Raw genomic sequence first — 12,722 nt, 5'->3', positions numbered from 1 at the left:
GGCTCGTTTTTTTCTTTGCCTTAAAAAGGAATTATTTTGATCAATGATGGAAACCCTGCTAATGAAACAGATGATTTAGGAGGGTAAAGAGATGAAACTTAAATCAATTGGAATTTGCTTTTTTATTGGTGCAATACTTGGAGGATGCAATGCATTTTCCTCCATTACAGAGGATGAAGAAACCGTTACCGTCAGCGAAGAAGCTGCACCGATGATTGAAGCCGTTATGAAAGGGGCAGATGGAGAATCACTTGGTACTGCTCTAATAAATGAGACGGAAAAAGGTGTCTCTATTGCTTTAAAAGTAGAAGGACTAGAACCGGGTGAAAAAGCCATCCATTTTCATGAAAAGGGTTCCTGCGAGCCGCCGGAATTTACATCAGCCGGAGGACATTTTAATCCGGAGGGCAAACAGCATGGTTTTGATAATCCAGAAGGTTTTCATGCGGGAGATCTGCCTAATCTTATAGTGGACGAGGACGGCACGGTAGATTTGGAGCTGGTTGTCGAAGCAGTCACTTTGAAAAAGGGAGCCAAAAACTCTCTGCTGGATGAAGATGGCAGCGCATTAGTGATTCATGAGGGTCCGGATGATTACAAAACAGACCCTTCAGGAAAAAGCGGAAAACGGATTGTTTGTGGAGAAATAAACGGGTAATAAATGGTGTGATAGAAGCGGTTAACCGGATGAAAAGAAGAGGAAGGCTGGGACAAAACTCAAAAAAGTTTAAAAAGAGGATCTATTTATCAATAGTAATAGGTGAGCAAAGCGGAAGGTGGCGACTCCCTGCAGGATTTGACGGCAAGCTGAGACTTTTAGGGGCGCAGCCCTGAAAAGGCTCAGCGGCGTCCCTGCGGAAAGCGTCCACCTGAAGCGAAGTGAACCGGTCGTAGAGCTTGAGACACTTTTGTCCCAGGCTCTCTTTGACCTGTTCACTTCTTTTCTGAATAGCTTGTTTTTTGAAAAATAGTTGCTTTTACAAGATTTATATATGCAATTCTACTTATTTGTTTTATTTTAACAGGTAAAAAGGTCCTATTTTTGTTCTATTTTCCTAATAATCAGCCCTTCTGTATCAGTCCTTTTACATATTTTATAGAATTTGCAGGTTTAAAATTGATATTTTCCATTTACTTGATACAATGGAATCAGGTAAAAAAAGTTAATAAAAGGAGAGATTGAGATGTCAGGAAATATTCGCGTTACACCAGCAGAATTAGAAGCAATTGCGAGCCAGTATTTACAGGAAAGCGGCATGGCTACAGAGCAGGTTACCCGTTTGGACAACATGATCGATAATTTAATTTCGATTTGGGAAGGGCAGGCCAGCCAGGCATTTGCAGAACAATTTGAAGAATTACGCCCATCTTATGTAAGAATGTCTCAGCTTCTTGAAGAAATCTCCCGTCAGCTTCGCAGCGCATCCAATGCTTTGCAGGAAGCCGACCAAAATGTTGCCGGTCAAATCCGCAGCTAATTTCATTAAAAATTATATAACAAAAGCGGCGCTGATTCTGTAAAGATGATAGCGCTTTTTTATTGATTTGTGATAAATTCAATCCAGCAGTAAGGATGTCACTTCATATAGATGAAAGAAATAAAGAGGTGAATTGTGGATGTACATAGATGTAACGATTGATTTAAGGCACTATACCGGTGAGGTGTTTGACCTGAGGCTGTCTGATTATTATTCCGCCAAAAAGCTGGTGGATGTGGTATGGCAGGCTAAAGAGATTTCCATCCAGCCGAAAGAAGGAAGCTGGATTCGAATTGCAAACAAAAATATTCTTTTATACGGCACTCATCAGCTTTCTGAAAAAGGTGTAACCAGAGGAGACCGGATAGAAATTTTATAAGGGAGATCACGTCATGACAGAACCTTCGCACACATACCTTGAAGACCGGCTGGACGCCAAAGTGGTACATAAAGACGATCATGTATTTATTTTTCAGCAGACGAAAATAAAACTTGTCAATGAAATCGAGATTCACTTAATTAAAACGGTTCATCCCGAGCTAAAAAAAGAAATACTCTCCACAGAGGATGAAGTAACAATCACTGTGAAAGCACCGGATTCTTTTCATTCATTTTCTTCGCTGCACAAACAATCTGCGTTAGCCCGATGGACGTTTGCTTTGCGGCTTGTTCACTTTGCAGAACAGAAACGTTCAAAGCGGCTGCATCCGATCTATTCTCCTGATAATATCATCCTGGATCGCTCGAATGTTCCTTATTTGCTTCATTACGGGGTTGAGGAAAGCCTTCCGCCATATGAAAAAGACCAGGATTTACAATTTAACGAAATAAAAGCAACGATTTTGTATGCTCTGGATTCTTCGAAATCATTTAAAGATTATCTAAACCTTTATCATACTATGCAGCTGACTCCTGTTATGAAGGAGTTGCGTGAAGCAAGCGGTATAAAAGAATTAAAAGAACTATTAATCAAGCAGATTGATCAGGAGGAACAGCAGCAAAAAACATTTACCAATGTACCCAATAAAGCATGGAAAAGAAGAAAATACAGTTTAATCGGTCTTATTGCTTTGATCATCCCCTTGCTTGCTTTCAGCTTTTATTCCTATTTTTTTATCCAGCCAAGGCAGGATGCATATATAGCAGCGAATGAATATTTTATGAAAAATAATTTTAGCAGTGTAGTAGAAGAGCTTGCTCCGCACGAGCCTGAGGAAATGCCTTATGTCGTGCAATACCAGCTCGCGGTGTCTTATGTAAATAATGAAGCGCTCGGAGATAGTCAGAAAAGAACCATCTTAAATGGATTGACGCTTCAAACAGATCCACAGTACTTTTTGTATTGGAGCTACATTGGCAGAGGGATGGAAGAAGAAGCGATCGATGTAGCCCGGTCTCTTGAGGATCGTGATCTGATTATGATGGCTTTGCTGCAATATACAGAAGCCATTAAAAGAGATCCTGAACTGACTGGGGAAGAAAAGCAAATGGAGCTCGATCAAATCGAACAGGAGCTCGAGGAATACGATCAGGAAAGAGTCATGCAGGAAGAGGCCGAGCAGGAGGAGCAAGAAGAGCAGGAAGAGCAACAGCAGGACCCGGAAGAAGAACCGGCTGAAGAGGAAAACGAGGCACCAGCTGATGAGCCTGAGGATGACGAAGACGCTGAAGAGGAAAGTGACAATCAGGATGATCAGGCAGCAGCAGATAAAAGCGTGAGGGGAAATGAGGTGGTGTGATGGAGCAGATAACCGTGTATTATGGCAATCATTTTCAGCGGATCGAATTTGATCCCCACACCTTTGACCGGATCACGGTGGGACCAGGCAGGAAAGATACGCTGTCCATACAAGCCTTGCAAGGAGCTTTCTCCATTAAAAAAGAAGACGATCACATGATTCTAGTAAAAGGTGAAGAGACGGTCAGGCTTGAAATGGGTGCAGCTCATTCATTTTCATTCAGTGGGCTGTCACTGCGTGTGATTCTGGAGGAAGTACCGAGAACGAAGACATTATTCTACATTGGCGGAGAACAGGAAGTCATGATTGCCTCAAAGGAAGACGAAGAGGCTCATATCCATATCCTTGAGAACGAATGGGCCGAACTTGCTGCTGCACAATGGAAAATAGCTCAAAACGGAGAAGGGTGGGTCCTTCTGCCGTCCGGAAAAGCTCTTTATGTGAATGGGACGCTGCAAACCGCTCCGCTTCGTCTGCAAATTGGAGATGTGATTCACTGGAGCAGTGTGGAGTTTCAATTATCAGCTGAGGACAGCCTCATGATAAAAAGCAATGAAGAAGTAAAAAGCACTTTGCCCCGATTAGTGGAGCCAACCACTCAAATGAAGCAAAACTATCCGATTTACAGACGAACTCCGCGCATGGTTTACGATATGCCGGAGGAAAAGGTACAGATGACCTTTCCGAGCCAGGAGAGTGAAAATAATAATCGCGGGCTGTGGATGATGGTCCTGCCCCCTTTGATGATGCTGATGGTAATGGTAATCATTGCCTTGATTCAGCCAAGAGGACTTTTTATTATCATTTCCGCGGTTATGTTTATGACTACAATTGTTACATCGACCGTTCAATACTTTAGAGAGCGCAAAAATCATAAGAAGCGCAAAGCTAAACGATTGAATGTGTATACAAGCTATCTGCAGCAAAAAAGAGAAGAACTGAATAAGCTTGCTTCAAAGCAAAAAGAAGTTCTGCGCTTTCATTATCCTGACTTTGAACAAATGAAGTATTTAACTTCTCATATAAGCGACCGGATCTGGGAACGCACGCTGACAAGCAATGATTTTCTTCATTTAAGGCTGGGGATTGGAAACGTTCCCTCGAGCTATAAAGTATCACTCAGCAATGCCGATTTATCCAACAGGGAAATTGACGATTTGCTCGAGCAGGCACAGCAGCTTGAAAAGCATTATAAAGAAGTAAAGGACTCACCCGTCATTATCAGTCTGGCAGAAGGAGCGGTGGGGTTAATTGGGAAACAATCAGTAATGAAGGATGAGCTTCATCAAATTATCGGGCAGCTGGCTTTTGCACACAGCTACCATGACCTTCGTTTTGTTTTCATTTCTCATGAACATGAATACAAAGCGTGGGAATGGATGAAATGGCTGCCTCACTTTATGCTTCCCAACTCCTATGCAAAAGGGTTCATTTACAATGAGCAGACCCGCGATCAGCTTCTGTCTACGATTTATGAATGGATCAGGGAAAGAGAGCTTGAAGAAGAAAAAGAAGCCGTTTTTGTCCCACATTTTGTGTTTGTTGTAACGAATCAGCTGCTGATTTCTGAGCATGTCATTATGGAATATCTGGAAGGGGAATACTCTCACCTTGGCCTATCTGTTATTTTTGCAGCTGAATCAAAAGAAAACCTGAGCGACAATATCCATACCCTGGTCCGCTACATTAATGAGCAGGAAGGCGATATATTAATTAAAGAAAAAAAAGCGGTCCGCATTCCCTTTGTGATGGATGAAATGAAAAAAGAAACAAACGAGCGATACGCCAGAACACTGCGTTCACTTGACCACCAGGTTGGGATGACCAATTCAATTCCTAATTCTGTTTCGTATCTGGATTTATTTAAAGCAACAGATACAGCGGAGCTTCAAATTGACCGGCGCTGGCAAACCTCTCAATCTTCCAAATCGCTGGCGGTTCCAATTGGTTTAAAAGGAAAAGAAGATCTCGTTGAACTGAATTTACATGAAAAAGCACATGGTCCGCACGGTTTGCTGGCCGGAACTACAGGTTCGGGGAAAAGTGAATTTTTACAAACGTACATTCTATCACTGGCGGTTCACTTTCACCCACACGAGGTTGCTTTCCTCTTAATTGATTATAAAGGCGGCGGCATGGCTCAGCCGTTTAAAAACATGCCTCACTTGCTTGGAACCATTACCAACATTGAGGGCAGCAAAAATTTCAGTGCTCGCGCACTCGCCTCGATTAAAAGTGAACTGAAAAGAAGGCAGCGCCTGTTTGATCAACATACAGTCAATCATATTAATGAGTACACAAAGCTGTTCAAACAGGGCGAAGCTGAAGTGCCGATGCCGCACTTGTTTTTAATCTCGGATGAATTTGCTGAATTAAAAACAGAAGAGCCGGAATTTATCCGGGAACTCGTGAGTGCCGCCCGAATCGGTCGTAGTTTGGGGGTCCATTTAATTCTGGCTACCCAAAAGCCGGGTGGAATTATTGATGATCAAATATGGAGCAACGCGAGGTTCAGGATTGCCCTAAAGGTTCAGGATGCAAGTGACAGCAGGGAAATCCTGAAAAACCCGGATGCTGCGAATATTACTGTGACAGGGAGAGGCTATTTGCAGGTAGGCAACAATGAGGTCTATGAATTGTTTCAGTCAGCCTGGAGCGGAGCAGCGTATCAGCAGGAAACACTGGCGAATGAAGATGAGGTAGCCCTCGTCACCGATCTTGGACTCGTGCCGCTGTCATCCATTTCGACAGAAGAAGAAAAGACATCGTCTGGCATAACTGAAATTGAGGCCATTGTAGAAGAGATATCGCGTGTTCAGGAAAAGCTGGAAATCAAGCAGCTCCCGAGTCCATGGCTTCCTCCACTGCCTGCTAGGCTGGTGCTGCCTTCTGAGAAAGAAGATGCGCTGGAATTTGCTTTAGTAGATGAGCCGGAATTGCAGCTGCAGACGCCATATACATATAAATGGATGGATGATGGCAACATCGGAATCTTTGGATCTTCCGGGTACGGCAAGTCTACTACCGTTCTTACTCTTTTATTAGGATTTGCCCGGACGCTTTCGCCTGAGGAACTACATTATTATGTATTTGACTTTGGAAACGGTGCCCTCTTGCCAATTAAGCAGCTGTCTCATACTGCTGATTATTTTCAAGTTGACCAGCCTAAAAAAATTGATAAATTCCTGCGTCTGATGAAACAGGAACTGAACAGAAGAAAGCAGCTGCTGCAGCAAAAAGAAGTCAGTTCCATCAAAATGTACAATGAATTAAGTGAAGATAAGCTTCCTTTATGCTTTATTGCCATTGATAATTTTGATCTGGTAAAAGAAGAACTGCAGGATATTGATTCCCAGTTCACCCAGATTTCACGTGACGGTCAATCCCTTGGTGTGTATGTGATCTTAACTGCGACAAGAGTCAATGCTGTCCGGCAGGCGCTTCTTAATAATCTGAAAACGAAAATTATTCATTACCTAATGGACACAAGCGAAGCTTACACAATTATAGGAAAATTGCCGTTTGAGCTTGAATCTATACCCGGAAGAGCCGTTATAAAGAAAGAGCAGTCTCTTTTTACACAGGTATCTCTCCCTGTAGAAGGAGAAAGTGATTTGGAGATCTTTGAGAACATCAGAGAAGAGATTAAGCAAATCAACCATTTCTACGAAGGGGCACAGTCTCCAGCTGGCGTCCCTATGCTTCCTAGTGAACTGCCGCTTTCTGTCTTTGCAGAACGGTATATAGATGAAAGAAGCAGAGGCCTTATTCCAATAGGACTGGATGAAGAAACGGTTCAGCCTGTGCACGTGGATGTGGCAAAAGGAAATCACTGGCTTGTTATCGGGTCTTCTCAAAAAGGAAAAACAAATGTTTTACGACTGGTCCTTCATGACCTGTTAAGAGAAAAACACGAATCGATTGGTTTGTTTGATTCAATCGACAGAGGTCTATCGCGTTACGCAAAAGAAGATCAAATCACGTATATGCAGACAAAGGACCATATTGAAGAGTGGCTTTCACAAGCTGAAGGGCTGTTTAAGGAAAGAGGAGAAGAATATGCAGCTGCTCTTGAAGGACATAGAGCTGTGCCTGTGTTTACTCCGGTTGTTCTGGCAGTTGATGGAGTGGGACGTTTTCAGCAAACCATTAATCCATCCATTCAGGATAAAATTGCAGGTTTTATGAAGCAATACAGCTATCTGGGCTTCACGGTTATTGCTGCCGGTAACAGCAACGAAGTGTCCAAGGGCTTTGATTCACTTACGAGTGAATTAAAGCAGATTCGTCAGGCTCTCTTACTTATGAAGAAATCGGATCAAAATTTATTTACACTTTCCTTTACCCGAAACGAAGAAGAAGTGCTGCCCGGGTTTGGCTATTATATTAAGAACGGAAAAGAAAAGCGGATTCAAATTCCATTATTTGAAGAAGCAGAAAGGACTGTACCTCAATGACTGATCAACGAAAGCATCTGATTAAAATGCTCGGCACGATGGTCTACATTATGATTCTTCCTGTGCTGTTTTTTACCTACATTGGGGATAATCCTGAAGAGGTTGAGGAGCAATCCACAAGAGAAATTGCCATTGTTAACGAGGACATTGGGGCTGAGCAGGAAGGACTGTCTTTGAGATTTGGACAGGAAGTGTCTTCTTTAATCAATGATTCCTCCAACTTTAACTGGACAGTGGTAGGCAGGAGCGCTGCAGAAAACGGTTTGGAGAGTCGGGTTTATGACGCTGTATTTTATATTCCTTCCGACTTCTCTGAAGCGGTTCTGAATTTTAAAGACAGCACCCCAGCAAAAGCGTCAATAGAATTTGAGCTTCAACCGCAGTTAAATGCCAAAAACAGCCAGCGCGTTCAACGTGAGCTGGAATCCGCACGGAACAAAATTAATAGTGAAATGTCAACGATTTACTGGAGTTATATTGCTCAGGAGATTGAAAATGTAAAGGTTGCGTTCGAAGATATTCTTGAAAAGGAAATCGATTTTCAAGAAGCAATGAACTCCTTTTACAGCACGGGTTCCCAAACGCTTGCTGAGGAGATAAGCGATCAAAAAGAAATGCTTAATGGCTTAAAAAGCTCCATTGAGGATGGAGAAGAGGGAACCACTGAACGAATACAAACCATTGAAGAAGCAGATGAAACGCTGACTGCTTTTGTTGATAATGTAGAAGTATATAAAGAATATCAGCAGAGACAGCAGACCCTGTTAAATGAAACGCATGCAGAGAGCCAGCGCTTAATACAGGAAAGCTCATCCGAAATTTCCGCCAATCAAAATCAGGCGATGCTGTCGTATGCCGATCAGCAGGCTTCCGTTTTAGAAAATGTGGACGATATTAAAGATCAGATAAATGCAACAACGACCATTGCCGACAGCTTAAATGAAGAACGCACAGGAGCGGTCGGAAATCAGCTTCAGGAGCTTGTGGACCTGCAGGCTGTCATTTTAGAATCATACAAGCAGGATCTTTATGTAAGAAGCTTAAATCAGGTACAAGAGGTTCTGATCCCGTTAAGAAATGCCATCGTTGAAGCAGACGCTCCACAGGAACCGGAGCAGCCTGAGGAGCCGGGAGACGATGTACCGGAATTGCCTGAAGTACCCGAAGCAGCCTTGGATCTGATTGAAGATGAACGTGCGGCGCTTGGCAATACGGCGGCGGAGGTTGAAGCAGTTAAAGAAACCATTTCTCTTATATCACCGGATGTTCTTCCAGAAATGGAAGAGCTCATTTTGTCACTGGATGAAATCACGGCCTCTCTTCAAACCATTGATGCCGGTTTAGAGGAAAAACAGCAGTCTGATGCCGTTTGGCAGGAATTATTCAACGATCTTGCTGCACAGATTGACGAGTACGAACCCCCTGTTGAGGAAATAGAAGAAGAAGAGCCCGACACCTCATTTAGAGATGCCATATGGGCGATTGAAGAGGAAATTCTATCTTCAGATGTCCTGTCGGATTCCAGAAAAGCTGAGCTTAACAGCTTCTTCAACCAGGGTATTGAATCGACAAACGGGCAGAAGCTGATTTCTTATGCAAAAGCACTTGGGCAATACGCTCAGCTTGTAAATGAAATTGAAAAGACAGAAGATCCGGTTGCTGATGAGATGCTTGCAAGTGAAGACCTTATCCAAAACTATCAATCTATTTTGGCCGTTGGCGAACAAGAGCGTCAAGGATGGGAAGCGCTTAGCGGATCGGTTGTATCAGCCGGAAATAATGTAGATGATTTTTCTGTCCAGGCGGATAATTTGATGGCAAATTATGCGTCTATCATTGAAGAGCAGCAAGGACTGATTTTAGGAGAATTAGAGACGATTGTAGAAAGCTCTCAAAACCTCTCTTCTACGTTGGCAGAAGTGAATGCAGAAGAAGCGGCATTGCTAAACGGAGAAAGCGATCCGTTAACAAGAGGCTCCAATGCTCTTAGCTATCAATCCGAAATTGGAAGTGAGATCGTATCCCTTAATGGGCTGATTACGTCTCTGTCGGATCGTCAGGAAGGAGTAATTTCTTCTACGAGTGTGATGCAGGAGGAAGTTGAACGTGTTCAGCTTGAATCCAGTTTATTGAATACAAACTGGGAAGAAAATGTACTATTCACCATGAATGTAGAAGAAGATCTGAATGAAATCTTTAATAATGCAATCGTTGATGGTCAGGATAATGGGTATGTGTATGATTTCCTCTCTAATCCTGTAGCCATTTCAGGAGAAACGCTGGAAGAAGAGGTGGTTAATCTGCCTCCGGTTGTGATGCTTGTGATTTTGCTGGCGAGTGCTTTATTAATTGGATTTTTCACCCAGCATTTCTCTCTTTCACCATGGTTCATTCAGCTATCTTTATTTGGATTGCTGAATGTGGTCGTAGGGCTGATGATCAGTATTTTTGGACTGACGATTTATCCGATGCAGAATGATCAATCGATTATGTGGTCTGTATGGACAGTCATGCTTCTGATAGCTGCCTCCGGTCTGGTGTTTACCGCATTCAGTTTCAGTACAACGATTGGCTGGATTGTCACAGTGCTGTTAATGCTTTTATTCACAGCGCCATTACTTGATCTGATCCTCCCGAACTTCACGTTTGAAGATCCGATTACAAGAGTGTATCTCTCCATTCAATATGGAGCACAAAGCTTATTCCCAATGGCAGTCATCGTGCTTAGTATTATCATTGTCGTATTGGGTCTGCTGGCTTTTACCAGAAAGAGCCTAACTTCAAAGGAAGCTGAAGATCATGAAGCGGCCTAAAAGAATCATGTTTTATAGTCTGCTGCTCTTTTCGTTATGGACTGCAGCTGAGCCTGAAAGGGCATCTGCATCTATGGTGCAGCCGAACCAGTACGAAGAAAAAGAGATTAATGTAGATACGAATTATTTTCATGAGCAATCGATGCGTCAGCAGAGAGAATCGCTGTCAGAGGAAGTACTTGAGCTTACGTTTGACGGAGAAAAAACGACAAACTTTGATGAGCTGAGAGCCGGGCTGTTTCTCTCTCCCGCAAAAGAAACAAATACGATTGCATCACGTGCCCGCGAAATGGAGCTATTCTCTGAGCAAGCCGGCAGCAGTCCCCGTTATGTGGAGAATGCTCCTGAAGAAGGTTCAGGCATTAACTTTATGATTATCATTCTTGGCGGAATTATAATGGGAGCTATACTGTTAATGGTCGTTTTGCTCTTCAGATTTACCTCGAGCGGGGCAAAGTCTTCTGCCTAGTTCCTCAGTATCAACCAGCCGCTTTCCGATATGGAGAGCGGTTTTTTTGCGTGGCCATTTATGAAAAGCTTTTAGGAAAATTTGGAATAATTGAGCGAGTGTTTTATTCCAAAAGGAAGGCACACATATTCAAGGGAAAACATATTATTTTCAAGAAGGGGTGGTGAAGTTGAAAGCATATAAAAGCCCATTTGAAACTGAAAAAAAAGAATGGCAAAAAGAGCAGCGTAAAAAAAGAGCAAAAACGATTCTGACGATTTTTTCTCCCATCTTTCTATTACTGATCTGGGAATTTTTATCTCGGAGCGGGTTAGTCGATGCGAGATTTTTCCCTCCGCCCACCTCCATTGTCTCTACATTTTTCACTCTGCTGATAAGCGGGGATTTATTTGATCATATAAATATTTCTTTGTTCCGCATCTTCTTTGGCTTTCTTCTTGGCGTCATTCCCGCCGTTATCATTGGTTTATGCATGGGTTTGTACGCACCTGTACGCCACTTTGTATCCCCAATTATTATGGCGCTAATGCCGATTCCAACGCTTGCCTTGCTGCCGATCATTCTCATTATTTTCGGCATTGGGGAAGTATCGAAAGTGGTGACGATCGCAGGAAGTGTATTTTTCCCTGTTGTCATTAATACAGTGGCAGGGGTCATTTCAATTGAAAGCATTCATTTGGATGTAGCCAAAAATTACGGCGCAGGCCGCAAGGATTTTTTTCTGAAAATAGCGCTGCCAGGGGCATTGCCAGTCATGCTTGAAGGGATCCAAATGGGGCAGGCAATCGCTTTGCTGACAATTGTAGCTGCTGAAATGATGGGTGCAAGGTCAGGAATCGGTTATTTAATCTGGACCTCTTACAGTGCCTTTTTATTGAAGGAGATGTTTGTAGGGCTGATTTTGATTTCCTTCTTCGGTTATCTTTTTTCACTAATTTTAAGAGGTCTTCAAAAAAAGCTGCTTCCATGGAGGTGACAATGTGGACCAACCATCGAAAATCTCGATTCGCGAGCTGACAAAGGTGTTTTATAAGAAACAGCAGAGCGTAACCGCGATTGAGAAGATTTCTTTAGACATTAAAGAGGGCGAATTCGTTTGTCTCGTAGGACCGAGCGGCTGCGGAAAAACAACTTTGCTTCGCATTTTGGCAGGTCTTGAAACGCAAAGTTCAGGGGATTTTACGATTCATCAGCGCACTAATGATCGGCCGAGCCAGTCCATGGTTTTTCAGGAAAAAGGGGTTCTGCCATGGCTGACGGTCAAAGAAAATGTGGCATTTGGTCTGGCCATGCGCCATTTGCCAAAGGCATTCATCGATGAACGTACCACTTATTTTCTAAAAAAGGTCGGGCTTGAAAAGTTCGCAAATATGTATCCTAAGGAACTGTCCGGCGGGATGAAACAGAGGGTCAGCATTGCCAGGGCGTTTGCGAATGATCCGGAAATCCTTCTAATGGATGAGCCGTTTGGAGCGTTAGATGAACAAAATAAATATATTTTACAAGAAGAATTACTGTCGATATGGTCAGAAACCAAAAAGACGGTCCTCTTTATTACCCACAGCATTGATGAAGCTCTTTATTTAAGCGATCGCGTGCTGTTAATGAGTGCGCAGCCGGGTAAAATCATCGCTGAAATGAAATTGGATCTGCCGCGCCCTAGAAAGCTGGAGGATGTGCGCTCAGACCCTGAAATGGCTAAAAAGTTTTTGGAGATATGGAAGCATCTCCAGACTGAAGTGCAGGATTCAAGGAAGTAAAGGGGG

Annotated in this window: 9 protein-coding genes; all 9 read left to right on the top strand. The window is 43.0% G+C overall.

All coding sequences use genetic code 11. The annotated features are described in order from the left end of the window. Positions 1 to 91: 91 nt before the first annotated feature. The 9 genes from P6709_RS09235 (at position 92) to P6709_RS09195 (ending at position 12,716) form a co-directional block, all read left to right on the top strand. Positions 92 to 658 carry a superoxide dismutase family protein gene (locus P6709_RS09235; RefSeq protein ID WP_278240631.1) on the top strand — a complete coding sequence of 189 codons (567 nt, stop codon included), beginning with the start codon at positions 92 to 94 and terminating at the stop codon, positions 656 to 658. A 526-nt stretch (positions 659 to 1,184) separates the two neighbouring features. Further along, complete coding sequence (locus P6709_RS09230; RefSeq protein ID WP_041055860.1) at positions 1,185 to 1,478, top strand: WXG100 family type VII secretion target; 294 nt, start codon at positions 1,185 to 1,187, stop codon at positions 1,476 to 1,478. Positions 1,479 to 1,617: 139 nt separating this feature from the next. Beyond that, positions 1,618 to 1,857 carry an EsaB/YukD family protein gene (locus P6709_RS09225; RefSeq protein WP_278240630.1) on the top strand — a complete coding sequence of 80 codons (240 nt, stop codon included), beginning with the start codon at positions 1,618 to 1,620 and terminating at the stop codon, positions 1,855 to 1,857. 13 nt (positions 1,858 to 1,870) lie between these two features. Next, positions 1,871 to 3,217: a type VII secretion protein EssB gene (essB, locus tag P6709_RS09220; RefSeq protein WP_278240629.1), complete on the top strand. Its 1,347-nt coding sequence runs from the start codon at positions 1,871 to 1,873 to the stop codon at positions 3,215 to 3,217. Next, a complete protein-coding gene (gene essC, locus P6709_RS09215) occupies positions 3,217 to 7,674 on the top strand; it encodes a type VII secretion protein EssC (RefSeq protein ID WP_278240628.1) in 4,458 nt (1,485 codons plus the stop codon). Before essB ends, essC begins: the two co-directional genes overlap by 1 nt. Then, positions 7,671 to 10,487: a type VII secretion protein EsaA gene (esaA, locus tag P6709_RS09210; RefSeq protein WP_278240627.1), complete on the top strand. Its 2,817-nt coding sequence runs from the start codon at positions 7,671 to 7,673 to the stop codon at positions 10,485 to 10,487. Before essC ends, esaA begins: the two co-directional genes overlap by 4 nt. Beyond that, positions 10,474 to 10,956, top strand: a complete 483-nt coding sequence (gene essA / locus P6709_RS09205; protein WP_278240626.1) for a type VII secretion protein EssA — start codon at positions 10,474 to 10,476, stop codon at positions 10,954 to 10,956. The genes esaA and essA overlap by 14 nt, the downstream gene beginning before the upstream one ends. A 169-nt stretch (positions 10,957 to 11,125) precedes the next feature. Next, positions 11,126 to 11,932 (top strand): ABC transporter permease, encoded by an 807-nt coding sequence (locus P6709_RS09200; RefSeq protein ID WP_278240625.1) that lies wholly within the window; start codon positions 11,126 to 11,128, stop codon positions 11,930 to 11,932. A gap of 4 nt (positions 11,933 to 11,936) precedes the next feature. Continuing rightward, positions 11,937 to 12,716 carry an ABC transporter ATP-binding protein gene (locus tag P6709_RS09195; RefSeq protein ID WP_278240624.1) on the top strand — a complete coding sequence of 260 codons (780 nt, stop codon included), beginning with the start codon at positions 11,937 to 11,939 and terminating at the stop codon, positions 12,714 to 12,716. Positions 12,717 to 12,722 lie beyond the last annotated feature (6 nt).

Origin of the sequence: Jeotgalibacillus sp. ET6 (genome assembly GCF_029667115.1) — a bacterium.
In the GTDB taxonomy this organism is placed as follows: domain Bacteria; phylum Bacillota; class Bacilli; order Bacillales; family Jeotgalibacillaceae; genus Jeotgalibacillus.
Note: the sequence above shows the minus strand (reverse complement) of the source record. Positions and strands in the feature narration are given on the sequence as shown.

Coding starts and splice junctions, on each gene's coding strand:
- P6709_RS09230 (WP_041055860.1), top strand. CDS start 1,185: ATGTCAGGAAATATTCGCGTTACACCAGCAGAATTAGAAGCAATTGCG.
- essA (WP_278240626.1), top strand. CDS start 10,474: ATGAAGCGGCCTAAAAGAATCATGTTTTATAGTCTGCTGCTCTTTTCG.
- P6709_RS09235 (WP_278240631.1), top strand. CDS start 92: ATGAAACTTAAATCAATTGGAATTTGCTTTTTTATTGGTGCAATACTT.
- essB (WP_278240629.1), top strand. CDS start 1,871: ATGACAGAACCTTCGCACACATACCTTGAAGACCGGCTGGACGCCAAA.
- P6709_RS09225 (WP_278240630.1), top strand. CDS start 1,618: ATGTACATAGATGTAACGATTGATTTAAGGCACTATACCGGTGAGGTG.
- esaA (WP_278240627.1), top strand. CDS start 7,671: ATGACTGATCAACGAAAGCATCTGATTAAAATGCTCGGCACGATGGTC.
- essC (WP_278240628.1), top strand. CDS start 3,217: ATGGAGCAGATAACCGTGTATTATGGCAATCATTTTCAGCGGATCGAA.